Here is a 17,403-nt window from a genome sequence, read left to right as displayed (position 1 = left end):
CGACGTATTCTGTACCCGTATGCAGACAATCTAGTTTTTCCTCCGATGGCCGAGAAACTCGGGTTCTCCGAGCTGTACTAGGTTGCAAATCGTTTCGCTGCGCCGAAGCACGCAGTAGCAACAACTCCTTCAATTGAGCCGGCCGGACTGAAGAAAAGGAAAGGGCGCCCCAGGGCCGTCGTAGCGAGAGGAAATGTGACAATGAATGTGTCTGAATACAAAAACTATGACGGGGTAGGCCTAGCCCAACTGGTCAAGAAAGGAGAGGTAAGCGCGAAGGAGTTGGCAAGAACCGCCCTGAAGATTGCGGAAGAGTTCGAGCCGGATATTGGAGCCCTCATCGCCACGTTTGATGACGATGTAGAAAACCTTAGAGACTCGTCCTTGCCGGAGGGTCCATTCAAGGGGCTTCCGATTATCATCAAAGACTGCCTCATTATGGCGAGGGGCAAACCGGTAGCCAATGGCAGTCGTGTGTGTGACGGCCTAAGCGCACCTTATGATACCGAATTGATGACACGTCTTCGCGCTGCAGGTGTCGTTCCCATCGGTATCGGTAAATGTCCTGAGTTCGGATACAACGTTACCACAGAACCAGTACGTTTTGGCCCGGTCCACAATCCATGGAAACTGGGTTATTCGGCGGGAGGTTCCAGCGGCGGCTCGGCCGCGGCAGTCTCTGCCGGATATGTGCCTCTTGCCCATGGCAATGACGGCGGCGGCTCAATTCGAATACCTGCTAGTCAGTGTGGTCTTGTTGGATTGAAGGTTACCCGCGGCCGCACCTCTATGGCCCCTGATATTGGTGAAGCACTGTTCGGCATGGGGTCGGAGGGTTTTCTCAGCCGATCGCTACGCGATACTGCGGCAATGCTCGACGCGGTGAATGGTTCGGCGCCAGGTGATCCCTATCAAATTCCCGCACCTGCCCGGCCTTATGTCGACGAACTCAAGGCCGAGATGAGGCCGGCGAAGATTGCGGTGGCAGTCCCCAAACATTGGACCAGGCATTCAATAAGCCCCGAAGTGGAGAAAGCCGTTAATGCCGTCGGACGGATTCTTGAAGATCTGGGTCACAACATTACTGAAGATTGTTTCAATCACAGCCCTGGAGGATTGGCCGAGGCGATCAACCTGGCCTGGATAATTGGCGAAACGGCTTGGATTAAAGGCGTTTCTCAATTCTCTGGTATTGAGCCAGGTCCTGAGACCCTTGAACGTGCCATGCGGAATATCTATCGCGAAGGTCTGGAACTGGATGCGGTGTCCAGCCTGAGCACGATCTGGTCGGGCTTCAACTCAACCTGCAGGTCTGTCGCTCCGTTTTTCGAAGAATACGACTACTTCGTACTGCCGACACTGGCAAAGCCGCCGATCAAACTAGGCGTCCTGAACCAGAACGCCGATATCGATTCCAAGAAATGGTGGGATGCGATTGAGGCTGTCGCCCCTTTCACGGCGATATTTAACGTGACTGGGCAACCCTCGATTTCACTCCCTCTCTGCCAGAGTAGGAACGGAATGCCGATCGGTATTCAGATCGTCAGCAAATTCGGCAATGAAGGAGGCCTGCTTCGTTTGGCTGCGCAGCTGGAGCAGGCAATGCCTTGGACTGACCGTCATCCAGATCACTCAATCTGGAACAGGTGAATATTTCAAAACCACTCGAGCAAAGGGAGTGGTGGCACCCAGTTCAGCCAACTCTTTGACGTGCTCGCCAACAGCAAGCAAATCGTGACCCGACCATCCCGCGATCAAGGCGCGGGAGACACTTTCAGGCATAGGAAACATGCAATTCAAGGCGATCGCTTCGATTCGAACGTTGCTGGTCACGTAGAAAATCCTGTTGCTTCCTGTGTTGGTTAAACCGGGCATCGCTCATCCTGTGTGCGCATTCGTGTCGCGCTGCTCAGAGGCAAGGGAAATATGCCGAATGGAAGTGCGGGAACTGAAAACAATCAATACCCAGAACCAGGTGGCCTGTTTCGCCGCGTGACCTCGGATGAGACGCCCCATTCCAATCGTCTCAATCCGTAACGAACACCCCCTTGTCTGCGGCCGGATCAGTACAAAACGGTGCACTGTAAATCATAGAAAATTTCTAACTCAATCTATGAGAGGCACTATCCGTCAGCTGCTGAATTTTGCTCATGCAACGCCTGAATAATCTCGTATTGCTGCACTGCAAAATTAGCAGTTAATTGCGTACGCACATAACCCTTACGGGTTATGTGAAATCAAAAACACCCCAAGAAAATCGGAACGGAAAAATGAAAACGGTCGCTATCGTATATCACAGCGGTTTCGGTCATACCGAAGTGCAAGCTAAGCATGTTGAAATGGGAGCAGCCTCGGTCGAGGGGGTTACTACACGTCTTCTCAAAGCTGAAGACATCACCAATAAACCGACAATTTTGAACGACGCAGACGCCATCATTTTCGGGTCGCCCACCTACCTGGGAACGGTTTCTGCGCCATTCAAGGCTTTCATGGATTCTACCACCAACATTTGGTTCCAGCAGGAATGGAAAGACAAGATTGCCGCAGGCTTTACCAACTCAACCAGCCTCGCAGGGGACAAGCTTAGCACTCTCATACAATTGGCAGTTTATGCCGCACAACACGGGATGATCTGGGTTGGTCAGTCCGAAATGAACTCCTCACCCGAAGGCCAGCCGGGTCATCAGGCTGCGGTAAATCGCACCGGCACCATGCTCGGCGCTGTTGCGCAGTCGGAAAACGACGATCCCTCTGTGACGCCGAACGGCGGTGACCTAAAAACTGCAGAGCTATTTGGTGAACGAGTTGCGCGCGTCACTCTGCGAATGAACTAAATCCAATTCAAAGAACACATCGGGTCGGGATCAGTCTGTGGATTTCGAGCCTTCACTCAATCAAATAGCAGGAGAGTCAGGCATGGCAGAAATGGCGCGCAGGAAAGCAATGATCTCAGGCGCGACCGCCGCCATTAGCTCTCCTGTCATGGAGACCAGCATGAATGCGAAAGATCAAATTCTCAAATTGATCAACCAGTACAGCTTTACGTTGGATTCGGGTGACTTGGACGGCTTTGCCGACCTTTTCAAGGACGGCGAGTGGATTTTTGAAGGCTCAGAACCAAATCGAGGTCGGCAAGAGCTTTATGACAATGTTCTTACTCTCGTGATCCTCTACGAGGACGGTACGCCGCGCACGCGTCACGCGACAACAAACGTCAATATCGAAGTGGATGAAGAAGCGGGCACCGCGACCAGCCAGCGCTATGTCATTGTCGTCCAGCAAACCGACAAACTGCCCCTGCAGGTCATATACTCAGGCCAGTATTTCGATGAATTCGCGCGCCGTGAAGATGGCAGTTGGTATTACACCCGCCTGACTATCCGGAACCCTCTGTTCGGTGATCTGAGCCACCACCTTCGTACCAGACTTGATCAGGGATAAGCCAAGTTCTCTCATCTTGTCCGCTGGCCGCGGATCAACTTCACATACATTCAGACAATCAGGAGAAATCGATGGCTGATCGTGACGAAATTGCCAAGCTCATCAATCACTACAGCTTCACCTTGGACAGCGGCGACATGGAAGGCTTCGCCGAACTCTTCGCGAAGGGTGAGTGGGGTATCGAAGGCGACATGCATAAAGGCAAGGACGCAATCATGAACAACGTCCTGTCAAAGGTCATCCTGCGTGAAGATGGTACTCCTAAGACTCGTCACGCTTCCACAAACGTCGATATCTATGTCGATGAGGCCGCAGGCACAGCCACTTGCAAAAGGTATGGCATCGTGGTGCAGCAAACAGAAGATGTGCCTCTTCAGACGATCTTTTCCGGCGACTATTACGATGAGTTCATCAAAGAGAACGGGGATTGGCGGTTCGTGAAATGCGAAATTAAACGGCCTTTTGTTGGTGACCTGTCACAGTTGTTTACTGGTGCGTTTTGAACCAGCGGCTGGAAAATTGCGCCCTTACACCAAACAGATCCGGCTCTCGGGCCGGTTCTGCTCCCAAGTGCCCCATAGCTATATCTCGTCTAAAAAGGAGCACTATGGCTTAGTCGTTGAATGCCGTGAGCTCTCCACACTAAACCGTGCACTCTTTGAAGGCATGTGAGCTATAAGCGAGCCTAACCAAAATGGATTTGTGACGAAACTTCTGTCAGTGAAATGTAATTTTCTTCGTAGGTCGAGCCAATAGGGTGTTGGCCCGTCAGTCAGCTTTACGTTGCGTATGCCCAAGATCAATTTGCACAAACGACTGGTATTTGCGCGAAGCAGGATTTTCCCGACTAAAAGGCAAGCACGGGTGTCCGCTGCTATTATCCCTCACATTGGGAGTAGCCGCGCGCATACTATTTTCTAATCCATCGGCTGAGTAAATTTCAGTGCAGAAGGTCCCAGCTCAGTCCTACACTGATGCGGGATCGATGTGAAAAGAAACAAACGAAGCGCTGTCCAGCCGACCAACCACCCCGAAACTAGTCGGAAGTGAAGTGCGTTAGCCCTGCCGCTTCAAGGTTGTCTTTTCAGTGTCGATTGCCCGAACATTCAAATGCTGACTGAAATGGCCTCTCGGCACGTTTCAGGAGCGATTGGCGATCGGAAAATTTCCTGGATCAACTGAGTGTCGGAAAAAGGAGGCGGCGAATGTAGCCACCTCACATGAGCTTTTAGCGGACACACAAGTCGATTGTTCACTATCTGCCAAGCGCTTCGACGAGCTGGGCGACTGAGAGAAGGCGGTAATCGGCGCCATGCGGCATCACCAGGTGCACGCCGATTGGGATCCCGGCTTCGGTCGTGCCGAATGGAACGGAAATCGCCGGATGCCGGCTGAGATTGAAGGGAAACGTGAAGGGCGTCCAGTCCATCCAGTGCTGTTCCTGCGTTGGATCGTAGAGGTCTGAGCCGAGATCCGGAGGGGGAGTTGCAACAGTCGGCGTGAGAATAACGTCGAAGGAGTCGAAAAGCTGGTTTATCTTGGAGCACACACGCCAGCGGGCTTGCTCGGCCGATACGAAATCGGAACCGAGAAGGTCTTTGCCGAGCTCCATTTCCCTTTGAAGCCCTGCGTCGAGCAGCTCAATCTTGTCCCTGGAAATCATGTTCGCCAAATAGGCGGCGCCGGAGCGCCACAATGTCAAAAGGCTGGACCTAGATTCCTCCAGGAAAGTGCCATCCACTTCCTCAATGATGGCGCCGGCGTTCGAGATGGCGTTTGCTGCATCTCTAGTGACCGAGAGAACCTCTGGCTCAACCCGCCTTGGGCTCGGCGAATTGGTGATAAGTGCGATGCGCAGGTCTTTAAGAGTGCGGGTTTCTTGTTTCCGCTCCAGCTGAGACAAGGTCCATGGGTCCCGCCGGTCTGGAGCGGATATTGCGTCAAAAAGCAGTTTTGTATCAGCCACTGTGCGGGCCATTGGCCCGACATTGGACAGCGTGCCCATCGGACTGGCCGGCAGGTTCGGGATCGCGCCGAATGTCGCTTTAAAGCCGACCGTACCGGTGAAGCTTGCCGGTATTCGAACCGAACCGCCAGCGTCTGTTCCGAGTGCCAATGGGCCCATGAAGTCTGCAAGAGCGGCGGCTGCACCCGAGCTGCTGCCACCGGGCGTTTTGCCTGGCGCGACTGGGTTAAGCGTGACGCCGTTGAGCGGACAGTCGCCGGTGCCCTTCCAGCCAAATTCAGCCATTGTGGTTTTGCCGGTCAGCACGGCACCGTTTTCTCGCAGGCGCGCAACCGAAGGGGAATCCTCGTCCCAGGGACCCGCTGGATCGACCGCTTTAGAACCTCGCAGGGTTGGCCACCCCTTAGTCAGGATCATGTCTTTTACCGTTACCGGGATACCGTCGAGTTGGCCAAGGGGCGCCTTGTCTCGCCAGCGCTTTTCAGAGGCCTTGGCGGAATTGATTGCGGCCTCTCGGTCAATAAGAACAAATGCGTTCAGTTCCGCATCTCGGGCTTCGATACGATCCAGCACCGCCTCCGTTACATCGACCGGAGAAACGGTCCCCTCACGATACATGTCAATCAGTTCGGTCGCGGCCGCCTGGCACAGCGGAGAAAGTTCTGCCGTCATTTCAATGCCTTCCGTAGTTCGTTCTCAAGGCGACAAATTCAACACTTGATTATGTAATCTAGTTATGTAATAAAGTCCAGCGAATTGACGGGCTACATAAGAGGAGACCTACCAATGAACCTGATCTATTCTCATGATCTCGGCCCGCGCGAGGGCTGGAGCGGTGTCATCCGCAAGGGGCAGCGTGTGAAGATCACCGATGTCGAAGGCGGCACGATTTCTGACATCGTCACCTTCAATCTGCACAATCTGAACGAGCGGTTCGACCAAGGGCGCACCAAGGCGAACCAAGGCCGCATCAAGATCTCGACGGGCAACAAGCTCTTTTCCAAATACAACACGGCCTTCATGACCATTGTCGAAGACACGACTGGCGGTTGCCATGACCTGGATTACGGCATGTGCAATTCCTGGGTGTTTTCGTCCGGCAAATACCAGGGTTGGGCTGGCATGGAGAAATACGCCGGCATGGAAGCGCCGACCCGTGGGTGCTGGGAAATCCTGACTGAGTGTCTTGAAGACTGGAGTGTCCAGCCGGAAGACATTCCGAGCCCCTTCAATGCCTTCCAGGACGATTTCTACAATCTCGAAAAAGGCCTGATGGGTATGCAGCAGCCGCGCAATAAGGCCGGCGACTATGTCATTCTCCAGGCCGAAATCGACTTGCTTTACGCCATGACGTCTTGCCCTTGTGCATCCCGCCCGAACCGCGTCGAAATCTTCCAGGAAGGCGCGACGACCTATGACGAATGGCACAAAGCCGTAGCTCGCAATGACGATCCAAACAACACCATGCCGCCGATGCCGGCTCCGCTGCGTGCCTTCCGCCCCGATGGCCTGAAAGAGCTCGCAGGCTAGTTCCTCCCGGGAGGGGCGACACCCGGTTTAACCAACACAGGAAGCAATAGGATTTCCTAAGTGACCAGCAATGTTCAAATCGAAGCGATAGCCTTGAATCGCATATTGCCTAGGCCTGAAAGTGTGTCCCGCGCATTGATCGCGGGATGGGCGGGTCGTGATCTGCTTGCCGTTGGCGAGCACGTCAAAGAGTTGGCTGAACTGGGTGTCGCCCCTCCATCGGAGACGCCGCTATTCTATGAAGTGTCGAGAGACAGGATCACCGACGGAGTCGAAATTCAAGATGTCGGTCCGGGCGGTGGCGGTGAAGTTGAGTGTGTTCTTTGGCGTATCGGAGGGGCCCTCTATCTGGGACTTGGATCCGACCATACGGATCGGGAGCTGGAAGCAACCTCCGTCGCCATGTCCAAGCAGGTTTGTGACAAGCCGGTATCCGACCAAGTCATTCGACTTTCGGATCTCGATTGCTCGACGGACGACCTGCGCATGTCCTGCCGCATCAGGGAAAACGGGGAGTGGGTCCTATATCAAGAAGGCTCTCTCGACACGCTATGGGCGCCATTGGAACTGCTTTCACTGGCTCAAAAGCGTGGTGCGCTCACTAATGGTGAGGACGTCGCTCTTTTCTGCGGCACGCTTCCTGCAATTGGAGGCGTTCGCCCAGCGAATGAATATCGCATGGCCCTGTACCACCCCGATGGTCGTGAGCTGATTTCCCTCGGCTATGACGTGCGGCGCCTCAAAGCCAACGCTTAATGATTGAGAGATTTCAAGCATGAACAAAGAGCATTTGGAGTTCTTTACGGTCGACATGGAAACCGGATGGGAGACGCCGACAGGCTATCCGGCCGGGATTCAGCAGAAAATTCTCGCCGGTGCGCTGGATGAGGACGGCAATTCCGGTTCACGCACGCGTTTGCTGCGCTTTGCACCCGGTTCCTACACGACGACGCCATTTGTCCACGATTACTGGGAAGAAGTTTTCCTGTTTTCCGGAGACCTGACGGTTGGCGCTGAAGGCGAAGAGGTTGCCTACACGGGCCCAACTTACGCCTGTCGCCCTCCCGGAGCTTATCACGGGCCGTTTAAATCCGAGAAGGGATGCGTGCTCATCGAATTCCATCAGTTCGCCTGACAAATAACGCGAAAGGGTGAACAGCAATCAGTCAATGGAGGAGACAATGACTGTTAAAATGACGCGCCGCACCGCGGCCAAAATGATCGGTGGGGCTATTGGTGGAGCGCTCGCTGCGCCAATGATCCTTGGGAGGGCGGCAGCCGCCAATCCGGTCAAAGTCGGCATGATTTACACCACGTCCGGTGTTTTTGCGTCCTCGGGCGACATCATGTCCAAGTCAGCAAAGCTGTTCCTCAAACACGAGGCACCCGCCATTCTCGGCGACCACACCATCGAGCTGATCGAGCGCGATGATACCGGGCCCAATCCGGACGTTGCCAAACGTCTTGCAACCGAGCTGATCACCCGGGATCGAGTCAATTTCATCGCTGGTTTGCAATGGACCCCGAACACCAACGCAATCGCGCCTGTTCTGACTGCCGGCAAGACGCCGGGAGTAATCATGAATGCGACGGGCGCTGTTACTACCCGCCTTTCACCTTATCTCGTTCGCTTTTCGCAAACGCTCTGGCAGAGCTGTTATTACATGGGCGTTTGGGCGGCACGAAACCGTATGAAAAAAGCCTACGTTTTGGTCACAGACTTCTCGCCCGGCCATGACGCTGAAGCCGCTTTCCATCTCGGCTTCACCGAAAGCGGTGGCGAGGTGATCGAACAAGTCCGGATGCCGATCCGCAATCCCGATTTTACACCGTTCCTGCAGCGGGTCCTAGACGCAAATCCCGATGCGCTGTTCTGTTTCAACCCGGGCGGTCCGCAGGCAACAACTTTCATGCGGGCCTATGCCGAGCTTGGTCTACGCGACAAAGGCATCAAACTGATTGGGTCAGGTTATCTGACTGGTGATGACGAGTTGCCGAACATGGGAGCCGCCGCTGAAGGCGTCTTCACTTCTCACTTCTACTCAGCGGCTGCCGAACGTCCCGCGAACCAGCACTTCCGCGATCTGTGGCAAGCCGAGTATGGGGACGTTCTGTGGAATGAGCTGGCTATCGGGACATGGGACGGCATGGCCGCCATCTGTCAAGCTGTGGCCGAAACAAACGGTGCAGATGACTCAGACGCTGTAATCGAAAGCCTGAGGAGATTCTGGACCAAGGATAGTCCTCGCGGCACCGTTCAAATCGACTCGGAAACTCGGGATATCATTCAAAACATCTACATCCGGGAAGTGAAAATGGTGGACGGCGTCCCTCAGAACATCGAGTTCGAGACCTTCGAAAGTGTGAAGGATCCTTGGAAGGAACGCAATCCCGCGTAACTGAAGCTTTCTGGAGTAGTAACGGTGGATATCGTCCTTTCCATTCTGATCCACTCGGTCGCATTCACGGCGCTGCTTTACCTGATTTCGGTCGGATTGAGCGTCACCATGGGCCTGATGGGTTTTGTGAATCTAGCCCATGGTGTGTTCGCAATGGTTGGGGGTTACGTCACGGCGACGCTCATCACGGCAGTTCATCTGCCGTGGTGGGCAGCTATCGCCCTGACCCCCTTTATCGTTTCGGGCATTGGCGTCGTCGTCGAAAAGGTCCTTTACAGCAGGCTTTACGGCAAGGCTGAACTTGACCAAGTCCTCTTTTCCATTGGCTTGTTGTTCGTGGCTTCCGCCGTCGCTCAGGAACTCTATGGTCCGTTGCTGATCCAGATTCCAATGCCGGCATCCCTTCTGGAACCGATCCAAGTGCTGGGCGTGAGTACGTCATCCTACAAGCTCGTGTTAGTGGCAGTCGGGGCAAGTGTCGCACTGGCAGTTCTTTATGCCCTCGAGCGGACAACGCTCGGAGCAATGATCCGCGCGGCAGTTGAAAACCGCACGATGGCCGAAGGGCTTGGCTTGAACACAAGTTTGCTGTTTTCCGGTACATTTGCCCTGGGCACCGGGCTTGCCGCGCTTGGTGGTGCCATCGGAGCAGAGCTGTTTCCGATCACACCGGCCTATGGCTTCGTCTACCTCGTTTACTTCATGATCGTTGTCGCTATCGCCGGCTTGGGAACGGTTCGCGGTGCATTCATCGCCTCTTTCCTGGTGGCTTTGATCTCGACGATCTCGGCTTACTTCCTGCCGGAGTATGGAACCATCGTTCTCTTCGCCGGTGTCTTCCTGCTGCTGCTGGTGCGGCCGCAAGGCTTGTTTGGGAGGGTGTCATGACCGACATCGCATTAACAGGCAACGTTGCCACACAGGCACTCAAGAAGCGGCACCTGCGTCCGGTCGAGTTTTTACCGCTTTTGGCCGTGTGTGCTGCCCCGATCTTTGGCGAGCAATACCTGCCGCTCGCAACGCAGATTGCCATCTTCATCATCTTTTGCCTTTCCCTTGACCTACTCGTTGGTTTCGGCGGTATCGTCACGATCGGCCACAGCGTGTTCTTCGGGCTGGGCGCTTACACGTCCGGGATCTTGTCGGCAAATGGTTATGGTGATCCGCTGACAGGGCTGGCGGCTGGTGCCGCCGTTGCGGCGGTAGCATCACTGGCTCTCGGCGCCATCGTCTTGCGGGTTCATGGATTCACGCTACTGATGCTGACGCTTTGCTCAGTTTTTCTGATGCAGGAGATCGCCAACAAGGCGACGGACCTAACAGGTGGCATCGATGGCCTCGTTGGTGTGAGCACACAGCCGCTGCTTGGCATTTTCGAGTTTGATCTGTGGGGCAAGACCGGATTCGGCTACTCCGTTGCTGTCCTTGCCGTGGTCTTCCTCGCCGTCCGTCTACTTATGGCAACGCCCTTTGGCCTGTCGATTGTCGCAATCAGGGACAACAGGCTTCGTGCCTCGATGGTCGGTATTCCGGTGGGGTCGAGGCAGCTTGCTCTTTATGTCATTGCCGGATTGCTCGCTGGCGTGGCAGGAGCCCTGCAGTCGCAGATCACTCAGTTCGTCAGCATCAACGCCATTGGTTTCGAGCTTTCGGGTGAAATCCTGATCATGCTCGCACTGGGGGGCGCCGGACGCATCTATGGCGCCTTTTTCGGACCGATCGTCTATCTGATCGCGCAGGACATCTTCTCGAAGTTCGATCCTGCTTTCTGGCATTTCTGGCTCGGCACCATGATCGTGGTTGTTGTCTTGTTTGCCCCTGGTGGACTGGTGGGCCTGGCAAGCCATCTAGGCAAGAGCTCCATCGTCAGGAAGCTTATGTCTGAGAAGGAGAAATAGGATGGAATACTCCCATTTTGCGCTCCTTACCGATGAAGGAATGATCGAGAAAGACATGGCGAAGGCGAATGTCACACAGTCTTCGGCTCTAAGAGTCGCGGGACTTTCCAAATCCTTTGGCGATTTCAAGGCTGTTACCGATGTCTCATTTTCGCTGAGCAAGGGGGAAAGGCGCGCACTGATCGGACCAAATGGTGCCGGCAAGACGACATTGGTCAATCTTTTGACGGGTGCTTTCACGCCGACCGACGGTACGATTTGGCTCGGAGGTAAGGATGTAACGTCCCTGCCGGCGCATCTCAGGATCCAGGAAGGCCTTGCCAGGACTTTTCAGATAACGAACCTCTTTAACAGTCTTACCGTGCTTGAGAACATTGCGCTTGCCGGTGCCGAGCGAAAAGGTGAAGGCTGGCACATGTTCCGAAAGAACGCCTTCAGCACTAGGGCGCTTGAGCAAGCCGAACGTGTCATGGATCTGATCGGTCTAACGCGCGACGCATTTATTGAAGTCAGCGATCTGCCTTATGGTCGCCAGCGGCTCGTCGAACTCGGAATCGCGCTTGCTCTTGATCCGAAAATCCTGGTTCTCGATGAACCGGCCGCGGGTTTGCCGTCTGAAGATCACGATATCATTCTGGCGGCGCTGGATGCCTTGCCGAAAGATCTTGCTGTTCTGATGATCGAACACGATATCGAGCTGGTGTTCCGTTTCGCTTCCCATGTCACGGTGCTGGCGGAGGGTAAGGTCGTTTCCGACGGTTCGGGAGAGTTCGTGAAGAACGACCCAAAAGTCCGGGAAGTATATCTCGGGGAGTCCACACGATGACTGCAAATGCACTTTCGGCCGTAAATGTCGTCGCAGGCTATGGGCATACGAAAATCGTCAACGGTGTCAGCTTTGATCTTGCGGCGGGCGATGCACTGGCAGTCCTCGGCCGCAATGGCGTAGGAAAAACCACTCTGCTGGGGGCACTTGCCGGGCGTGTCAACGTATCCTCCGGTCAAATTCTCCTCAGGGGCAAAGAGGTACAAAACGCCAAGGCCTATAGACGCGTCAGTAAGGGGTTAACGCTGGTACCGCAGGAACGGGAAATTTTCGCAACACTGACCGTTGAAGAAAATCTCCGCATTGCGGCCAGCAATGCCGGAAGTCCCGGCATCGATACCGCCTATGAGCTATTCCCGCGCCTTAAGGAGCGAAGGGCCAACAAAGGAAGCGCCTTGTCCGGCGGCGAGCAGCAAATGTTGTCGATCGCGCGGGCGCTGTTGACCAATCCGAGCGTTTTGCTGCTTGACGAACCGTTCGAAGGGCTGGCACCAGTTATCGTTGAACAGCTGACCGAGGCTCTTCAAATGCTGCGCAAGACCAAGAGCATCACGATGGTGCTAGTTGAGCAGCATGCCGATCTGGCCGTGGAAATCGCGGGCAATGGGCTGGTTTTGGAAAGAGGGCAGATTGCCCTGAGCGGAGATGCCGATTCCCTTCGTGAAAACTGGCATGACGTCGAAAAACTGTTGAGTGTCGCCTAGTCGCTGCCTGGTCGATTTGGAGAGTGATTGATGTCCACAACAGAAAAAAAGGGTGACTTCCCGCCATTGAGCATCACACATGAGGCTTGGCTGAAGGGCGGCAAGGACCAAGAGTTCCGCGAATTTGTGGCGAGCTTCCTGAAACTTTCCAACATGATCTTGGAATCACGGGACTGGATTGCTGGGACGGTCGAACTGAGCGGGCCGCAGTATTCCGTGTTGGCTTATGTCGCACAATACGGCACTCCGAAGGTCTCTGATATTGCCGCCGACATGGATGTGACGTCGAATTTCATTACCGCCATGGTCAATGCCCTGGAAGCTAAAGGTCTTGTATCTAAGGTCATCGACGAAAATGATCGTCGGATCCGACGACTGTCATTGACGGAAAAAGGCAGGGAAGCAGTTTATACGCTGACGCCCAATCGGCGCCGCGTCAACGATCTGTTTTATCAAGGGTTCTCGCGTGAGGAAGTGGAACAGCTCATCAACTTCATTCACCGCCTTTACAATAATGGACACAATGCGAACTACCAGACAATAGGCGCTGATGAGATGGCGCAGTCGAAAGTCGCCCTGCCCTGAGCTGTCAAACTCTACAATTCGACTGGATCAGAAATGCTTAACAAGCCGCAAACCCTGCGCGAACATTCTGCTGCCTACGCATCGGGTTCTATGTCACCCGTGGATACAGTTGAATGGGCACTCGACAACCTCGATGTGGCTCCGCACGCTTTCACGCTGGTTACTGCGGACCGCGCAAGGCAGGAGGCCGCCGCCTCAGAGAAACGCTGGAGGGACGGGAGGCAACGCGGCGCATTGGATGGTGCTCCCGCTGCAGTCAAGGATTTGTTCGATGTTGCCGGCACGCCGACATCGGCGGGGTCGCTGGTTTACAAGGACGGCCCGATCAAGAACGTGGACGCACCGGTAGTCAACAGCCTTTCGCGCGCTGGGGTCTGTCTGCTCGGTAAGACCAATCTTACCGAGTTCGCCTACTCCGGCCTCGGCATCAATCCGCATTTTGGTACACCACCAAATGCCTACGGGAGCGATAAAGCGCGCATCCCGGGTGGATCGTCGTCCGGAGCGGCGATAGTAGTCGCCAAAGGCCTTGTCCCCGTTTCTCTCGGAACCGATACAGCCGGTTCGGTAAGGATACCGGCGGCAATGAATGGTCTCGTCGGTTTCAAGCCAAGCTCCTCATATTATGACCGTACCGCTGTTTTCCCGCTTTCAACGACACTCGACAGCGTCGGAATTCTCGCCCGTTGCGTCGACGATGTCCGGCTGATCGATGCTGCGCTCAAGGGTCGGAAAGGGGCAGTTCGGCAGCCCACAGGCGGGTTGAGCGGCCTATTGGTTTTTGCACCTGAAGGTATCGTAACCGAAAAGATCGAACCTGCGGTTGCCGAGAATTATGAAACGGCCCTGAGGGCGGTGGAGAAAGCGGGCGCAACCGTCGTGCGTTGCCGGGTCGACGAACTGGACGAGACCATGGAACTCATTTCGCGGCACGGTGCGATTACCGGCGGCGAAGCGGCTCATATTCATCGTGATTTGCTGGCATCTGAAGAAAGCAGCCTGATCGATCCTCGGGTTCTGGTGCGCCTGCGCATGGCGCAGGACATGCGCGCGCGCGACCTCGTGGCTCTGCTGAGCGTGCGTGACCGGCTCATCGGATCACTTTCGGGGAAACTTGGCCCACAGGCGCTGATCGCCTATCCGACTGTTGCGCGAACCGCTCCTACGATAGCCGAGCTCGAAGAAAGCGAAGAGACATATTTCAGCCAAAACGCACTGATCCTGCGAAATACTATGATCGGAAACTATCTGGATATGCCTGGAATTACCTTGCCTAGCGGAATAGACGGCGATGGGCTTCCAACCGGAATACTGTTCGCAACGACTACCGGCCGTGAAGCATCCCTATTGACTGCTGCTGTTGAACTGGAAGCGGTGTTAATTGAACAACTAGGACCTGTCTCGGCTGCGGAAGAACGGTTGTTTTGAACTGTTATGTTGGTCGACATTTTATCTCGGGTCGCGAGCCGTGGAACGCTTCTTTTTCGTGATTTTTGTTGGCCATAAACCATGCCAATTGTTTCATGATACCTGAATGGCTAGCAAAGCCTCTTGAGATCGATTCAGCAGCTGACTTGAACAAATTCAGTTGACAATAAAAGTGTCTAAAAGCAGACAATTGGCGGGGATGTATGTCTAACGATGCACCTCGGCAGGGCTACGTTCACGCAGATTTCCTAACTTTGATAGTAATAGGCCTGAAGAGTATGGTCGAACAGTACTTAGCAGACTGACGTCTACCCCTCGATTTAATTGAACACCACAGACGTCAAAGGTAAAACGGCTATCGTGCGATTAAACACGATAGCCGTTTCGATATCACGATGAAGGACTGATTTGCTATCGATCAGATCTCGTATTGATACTCATCCGGGACCCACGCATAGGCGTTGCCGCGACGCGCGACGTGGCCGAAGGTCGGGAACGGCAAGTGAGCGGAGGCGACTAGCACGCGCTCATTGGCTGCCATGTCGAGCAAACGATTGCGGGTGCGGCGACCGGTTTCGCTGTCGACATCGAACACAAGCCCGGCATCCGGATGTGAGAACTGCACTGCGGCGACACCGCAAGCATCACCCCAGATCAGCAATTGCTCGCTGCCGGAACTGACGCGATAACCAGTATGACCGGGTGTGTGACCGACGAGCGGCTCCGCCGAGATACCGGTGACCAGCTCGGGGCTGCCGGTGAACAGGTTGATTCGGCCATCATAGGCATCGCGGACACCGATTGCGGCGTCAAACCACGGTTTCGCGAAGTCAGGTGCGCCGGCTTTGTTCGCATCGGCTGTCCAGTAATCGAAATCGACACCGCAAATATGCATTTCGGCATTGGGGAAGACCGCCTTTCCTGAGGACAGGAGAGAGCCGATGTGGTCCGGATGCATGTGAGTTATCAGGATCACATCGATATCTTCCGGAGCAACGCCCGCGGCCGCGAGCGTTTCCGGGAAACGCCCGGCGGTCGGGCCGAACAGATCGGCCGAGCCGCTGTCGACCAGCACAAGCTGCTTTCCGGTGTTGATCAGATATGAGGTGACGCCCACCCGGATTTTTCCGTTCTGCGGAAGGAAGGCGTCGTTGATCGCCGCAGTCACGTCTTCCTGTTCGATTCCGTGCCAGAAGCTGTTATCGACATCCAGGTAACCGTCGAGAAGAGCGGTAACTTCCATGTCACCCAGCTTCCTCCGATATATGCCGGGCACCTGGGCACCGACCTTCGGTGCGGCTGCCGTTGCCGGTATTGTACCGGAGGTAACGGTCACGGCCGCAGCGCCGGCAGTTGCCACAAGTCCGCCAACAAGCGCTTCTCGCCTTGAAAGATCTCTCATTTTCGCTTCTCCGATTTAGTTGTTGGTCAGCATTTCGTTGACTACCGGCGCCAGGGCCTCGCCGAGCGCCTTGTGGTTTTCAGCCGTCATGTGGATGCCGTCGACGCCGACCGAAGTGACGATCTGGCTAGCGTCGAAGAAGGGAACGCTGGTGCGCTCGGCTTCCGCAGCGAAAAGCCCGCCCAATTGCCTTGAGGGTTCTTCACCTGCCTTGAACAGGCCGGAAAGCGGGGTTGCGGACGTGTCGTCCAGCGCGGGCGGGGCAACGATCAGGACTTTCGGTGCGGGATATTTGGTAAAGACCGGCTTTTCCGAACCCTGGACGATACCGGCAAGCTCGAAAGCGGCCTTTGCCACTTCTTCGGGGCTGCGACCAACGCCGTCCTGAAGATCGTTCACGCCAAGCATGACGACGACCAAGTCGAGAGGCATGTTGCGGGCGATCGAATCCGGCAACGCCTTCGCGCCATTGAAGTCCGATGCGTCCACAAGCCCGATTTCGCCGCGTCCGTCGATATTTGTGCGACGCCCCACAAAGCCGTCGACGACGACTTTCGCGTTCGGCAAGGCCTTGTCGAGTACACCGCCATAGCGGACATCGTCGGCGTGCCGTCCGGCCGGGAAACCTTCTTCAATTGGGTTCCAGCCCCAGGTGTTGCTATCGCCAAATACCAGGACTCTCGCAGAGTCTGCAGCATAGGACGCCGATGCCGTGAGCAACGAGGCCGCAATGATCGCGGTACTAATCAGTCGGTTCATGATGTGCCATCCATTTGTGATTGCAATTTGATGGCGGGAAGATATGTTTATAGGAACTCCCAATAAAGTACGTACTTTTTGGTGCCTATAAAAATTAGAGTACACAAATGAGTGATATTAAGCCCGATCCCTACGCTGCGGCATGTCCGTCACGTAAAATCCTGTCAATCATCAGCGACAAGTGGTCGTTGCTCGTCATCCCGCTCCTGATCAAGAAACCATTGCGCCATGCAGAGTTGCTCAAGGCCATCGAGGGCATCTCTCAGAAGATGCTGACCCAAACGCTCAGGCGGCTGGAACAGCACGGCCTGGTTGAGCGTCACGACTATCATGAAGTACCTCCACGGGTCGACTACCGTCTCACCAAGCTTGGGCGCTCACTCAGCGGGATCATCGGCGAGCTCGATAATTGGGTTATCGACAATTTCGACAGCCTGACAGCACCAGCGCATAAGGCATAATCTA

Annotated in this window: 19 protein-coding genes; 15 read left to right on the top strand and 4 right to left on the bottom strand. The window is 55.0% G+C overall.

What is annotated here, in order from left to right:
- Positions 1-201: 201 nt before the first annotated feature.
- Positions 202-1,650 carry an amidase gene (locus ABLQ08_RS27465; protein WP_352949210.1) on the top strand — a complete coding sequence of 483 codons (1,449 nt, stop codon included), beginning with the start codon at positions 202-204 and terminating at the stop codon, positions 1,648-1,650.
- On the opposite strand, the gene ABLQ08_RS27460 is transcribed toward ABLQ08_RS27465, so the two are convergent.
- Positions 1,633-1,875 carry a hypothetical protein gene (locus ABLQ08_RS27460; RefSeq protein WP_352949207.1) on the bottom strand — a complete coding sequence of 81 codons (243 nt, stop codon included), beginning with the start codon at positions 1,873-1,875 and terminating at the stop codon, positions 1,633-1,635. The genes ABLQ08_RS27465 and ABLQ08_RS27460 overlap by 18 nt on opposite strands.
- 395 nt (positions 1,876-2,270) lie before the next feature.
- Here ABLQ08_RS27460 and ABLQ08_RS27455 point away from each other — a divergent pair, with 395 nt between their 5' ends.
- The 3 genes from ABLQ08_RS27455 to ABLQ08_RS27445 all read left to right on the top strand — a co-directional run bounded on the left by ABLQ08_RS27455 (position 2,271) and on the right by ABLQ08_RS27445 (position 3,944).
- On the top strand, positions 2,271-2,834 hold the full coding sequence (locus ABLQ08_RS27455; RefSeq protein WP_352949204.1) for a flavodoxin family protein: 564 nt from the start codon (positions 2,271-2,273) through the stop codon (positions 2,832-2,834).
- 82 nt (positions 2,835-2,916) lie between these two features.
- Positions 2,917-3,441, top strand: a complete 525-nt coding sequence (locus ABLQ08_RS27450; RefSeq protein ID WP_352949201.1) for a nuclear transport factor 2 family protein — start codon at positions 2,917-2,919, stop codon at positions 3,439-3,441.
- Positions 3,442-3,512: 71 nt separating this feature from the next.
- A complete protein-coding gene (locus ABLQ08_RS27445) occupies positions 3,513-3,944 on the top strand; it encodes a nuclear transport factor 2 family protein (protein WP_352949198.1) in 432 nt (143 codons plus the stop codon).
- Between the two features lie 752 nt (positions 3,945-4,696).
- Here ABLQ08_RS27445 and ABLQ08_RS27440 read toward each other — a convergent pair.
- Entirely contained in the window at positions 4,697-6,079 is a 1,383-nt protein-coding gene (locus ABLQ08_RS27440; protein WP_352949195.1) for an amidase, read from the bottom strand.
- 114 nt (positions 6,080-6,193) lie between these two features.
- On the opposite strand from ABLQ08_RS27440, the gene ABLQ08_RS27435 reads away from it, so the two are divergent.
- The 10 genes from ABLQ08_RS27435 to ABLQ08_RS27390 are packed head-to-tail and all read left to right on the top strand — an operon-like array spanning position 6,194 to position 14,777.
- A complete protein-coding gene (locus ABLQ08_RS27435; protein ID WP_352949192.1) occupies positions 6,194-6,937 on the top strand; it encodes an urea carboxylase-associated family protein in 744 nt (247 codons plus the stop codon).
- Between the two features lie 60 nt (positions 6,938-6,997).
- Positions 6,998-7,693, top strand: coding sequence for a DUF2848 family protein (locus tag ABLQ08_RS27430; protein ID WP_352949190.1), 696 nt, complete (start codon positions 6,998-7,000; stop codon positions 7,691-7,693).
- Positions 7,694-7,712: 19 nt separating this feature from the next.
- Positions 7,713-8,072 (top strand): cupin domain-containing protein, encoded by a 360-nt coding sequence (locus tag ABLQ08_RS27425; RefSeq protein WP_352949187.1) that lies wholly within the window; start codon positions 7,713-7,715, stop codon positions 8,070-8,072.
- Positions 8,073-8,118: 46 nt separating this feature from the next.
- A complete protein-coding gene (locus ABLQ08_RS27420; RefSeq protein WP_352949184.1) occupies positions 8,119-9,336 on the top strand; it encodes an ABC transporter substrate-binding protein in 1,218 nt (405 codons plus the stop codon).
- A gap of 24 nt (positions 9,337-9,360) precedes the next feature.
- Positions 9,361-10,224 (top strand): branched-chain amino acid ABC transporter permease, encoded by an 864-nt coding sequence (locus ABLQ08_RS27415; protein ID WP_352949181.1) that lies wholly within the window; start codon positions 9,361-9,363, stop codon positions 10,222-10,224.
- On the top strand, positions 10,221-11,234 hold the full coding sequence (locus ABLQ08_RS27410; protein ID WP_352949178.1) for a branched-chain amino acid ABC transporter permease: 1,014 nt from the start codon (positions 10,221-10,223) through the stop codon (positions 11,232-11,234). Before ABLQ08_RS27415 ends, ABLQ08_RS27410 begins: the two co-directional genes overlap by 4 nt.
- Before the next feature lies 1 nt (position 11,235).
- Positions 11,236-12,060, top strand: coding sequence for an ABC transporter ATP-binding protein (locus tag ABLQ08_RS27405; protein ID WP_352949175.1), 825 nt, complete (start codon positions 11,236-11,238; stop codon positions 12,058-12,060).
- A complete protein-coding gene (locus ABLQ08_RS27400; RefSeq protein WP_352949172.1) occupies positions 12,057-12,764 on the top strand; it encodes an ABC transporter ATP-binding protein in 708 nt (235 codons plus the stop codon). The genes ABLQ08_RS27405 and ABLQ08_RS27400 overlap by 4 nt, the downstream gene beginning before the upstream one ends.
- A 30-nt stretch (positions 12,765-12,794) precedes the next feature.
- A complete protein-coding gene (locus ABLQ08_RS27395) occupies positions 12,795-13,349 on the top strand; it encodes a MarR family winged helix-turn-helix transcriptional regulator (RefSeq protein WP_352949170.1) in 555 nt (184 codons plus the stop codon).
- A 33-nt stretch (positions 13,350-13,382) separates the two neighbouring features.
- Complete coding sequence (locus tag ABLQ08_RS27390) at positions 13,383-14,777, top strand: amidase family protein (protein ID WP_352949167.1); 1,395 nt, start codon at positions 13,383-13,385, stop codon at positions 14,775-14,777.
- Positions 14,778-15,195: 418 nt separating this feature from the next.
- Here ABLQ08_RS27390 and ABLQ08_RS27385 read toward each other — a convergent pair whose 3' ends face one another.
- Together ABLQ08_RS27385 and ABLQ08_RS27380 are read right to left on the bottom strand one after the other, a co-directional pair.
- Positions 15,196-16,179 (bottom strand): MBL fold metallo-hydrolase, encoded by a 984-nt coding sequence (locus ABLQ08_RS27385; protein ID WP_352949165.1) that lies wholly within the window; start codon positions 16,177-16,179, stop codon positions 15,196-15,198.
- A 15-nt stretch (positions 16,180-16,194) separates the two neighbouring features.
- Positions 16,195-16,938, bottom strand: coding sequence for a GDSL-type esterase/lipase family protein (locus ABLQ08_RS27380; RefSeq protein ID WP_352949163.1), 744 nt, complete (start codon positions 16,936-16,938; stop codon positions 16,195-16,197).
- 107 nt (positions 16,939-17,045) lie between these two features.
- On the opposite strand from ABLQ08_RS27380, the gene ABLQ08_RS27375 reads away from it, so the two are divergent.
- Positions 17,046-17,399 (top strand): winged helix-turn-helix transcriptional regulator, encoded by a 354-nt coding sequence (locus tag ABLQ08_RS27375; RefSeq protein WP_352949160.1) that lies wholly within the window; start codon positions 17,046-17,048, stop codon positions 17,397-17,399.
- The last annotated feature ends 4 nt before the right edge of the window (positions 17,400-17,403 follow it).

Origin of the sequence: Roseibium sp. SCP14 (assembly GCF_040329475.1) — a bacterium.
Lineage (GTDB): Bacteria > Pseudomonadota > Alphaproteobacteria > Rhizobiales > Stappiaceae > Roseibium.
This window is presented reverse-complemented; position numbering and strand designations above follow the sequence as displayed.

Coding starts and splice junctions, on each gene's coding strand:
- ABLQ08_RS27465 (WP_352949210.1), top strand. CDS start 202: ATGAATGTGTCTGAATACAAAAACTATGACGGGGTAGGCCTAGCCCAA.
- ABLQ08_RS27460 (WP_352949207.1), bottom strand. CDS start 1,875: ATGCCCGGTTTAACCAACACAGGAAGCAACAGGATTTTCTACGTGACC.
- ABLQ08_RS27455 (WP_352949204.1), top strand. CDS start 2,271: ATGAAAACGGTCGCTATCGTATATCACAGCGGTTTCGGTCATACCGAA.
- ABLQ08_RS27450 (WP_352949201.1), top strand. CDS start 2,917: ATGGCAGAAATGGCGCGCAGGAAAGCAATGATCTCAGGCGCGACCGCC.
- ABLQ08_RS27445 (WP_352949198.1), top strand. CDS start 3,513: ATGGCTGATCGTGACGAAATTGCCAAGCTCATCAATCACTACAGCTTC.
- ABLQ08_RS27440 (WP_352949195.1), bottom strand. CDS start 6,079: ATGACGGCAGAACTTTCTCCGCTGTGCCAGGCGGCCGCGACCGAACTG.
- ABLQ08_RS27435 (WP_352949192.1), top strand. CDS start 6,194: ATGAACCTGATCTATTCTCATGATCTCGGCCCGCGCGAGGGCTGGAGC.
- ABLQ08_RS27425 (WP_352949187.1), top strand. CDS start 7,713: ATGAACAAAGAGCATTTGGAGTTCTTTACGGTCGACATGGAAACCGGA.
- ABLQ08_RS27420 (WP_352949184.1), top strand. CDS start 8,119: ATGACTGTTAAAATGACGCGCCGCACCGCGGCCAAAATGATCGGTGGG.
- ABLQ08_RS27410 (WP_352949178.1), top strand. CDS start 10,221: ATGACCGACATCGCATTAACAGGCAACGTTGCCACACAGGCACTCAAG.
- ABLQ08_RS27405 (WP_352949175.1), top strand. CDS start 11,236: ATGGAATACTCCCATTTTGCGCTCCTTACCGATGAAGGAATGATCGAG.
- ABLQ08_RS27400 (WP_352949172.1), top strand. CDS start 12,057: ATGACTGCAAATGCACTTTCGGCCGTAAATGTCGTCGCAGGCTATGGG.
- ABLQ08_RS27395 (WP_352949170.1), top strand. CDS start 12,795: ATGTCCACAACAGAAAAAAAGGGTGACTTCCCGCCATTGAGCATCACA.
- ABLQ08_RS27390 (WP_352949167.1), top strand. CDS start 13,383: ATGCTTAACAAGCCGCAAACCCTGCGCGAACATTCTGCTGCCTACGCA.
- ABLQ08_RS27385 (WP_352949165.1), bottom strand. CDS start 16,179: ATGAGAGATCTTTCAAGGCGAGAAGCGCTTGTTGGCGGACTTGTGGCA.
- ABLQ08_RS27380 (WP_352949163.1), bottom strand. CDS start 16,938: ATGAACCGACTGATTAGTACCGCGATCATTGCGGCCTCGTTGCTCACG.
- ABLQ08_RS27375 (WP_352949160.1), top strand. CDS start 17,046: ATGAGTGATATTAAGCCCGATCCCTACGCTGCGGCATGTCCGTCACGT.